Here is a 516-nt window from a genome sequence, read left to right as displayed (position 1 = left end):
TTCCGGTTGAAGAACGTAACTGGCCAGCATGGTGTCTAACACTACGCCTCCTAACTCAATACCATGGTGGGCCAAAACTCGTCGATCAAACTTGGCATTTTGTAAGACATTGGGATAAATAGCATTTCCCAGAATTTCCCCTAAAAGATCTTTAATTATGCCGAGAGATAGCTGTTCTCCTTGATGATGTTTTAGGGGAATATAGGCCACTTGATTAGGTTCTTGACCCCAGGCACAACCAATACCCACTAAGTTTGCCACCAGAGGATCTAAGCTGTCGGTTTCCGTGTCCCAAGCAACGGGAAAGTCAGCATCAGTATGTTTTTTTAATTCCTCAACTAAAGCTTCGAGTTGGGCAATGGTGGTGATAATTTGGGGCTGAATTTGTTTTGGTAGCTGAATGGTGATTAAACCATCTTCTTGGTTAACCACTGGCACGCCATCAAACAATGATAATTGCTGAGAATCGTCTGGATTAACTTTTTCTTTGCTTTTTTTTGCCTTAACCGTTTTCTT

The 516-nt window shown here is 42.1% G+C and carries 1 pseudogene; it reads right to left on the bottom strand.

Annotated features, from left to right (window positions below):
• Positions 1–516: pseudogene (locus tag ODQ17_RS19175) on the bottom strand (hypothetical protein); the annotation flags it as partial.

Source organism: Acinetobacter sp. IRS14 (assembly GCF_034650275.1).
GTDB lineage: Bacteria > Pseudomonadota > Gammaproteobacteria > Pseudomonadales > Moraxellaceae > Acinetobacter > Acinetobacter oleivorans.
The sequence above is the reverse complement of the archived record's forward strand: the minus strand, read 5'-3'. Positions and strand labels throughout refer to the sequence as shown.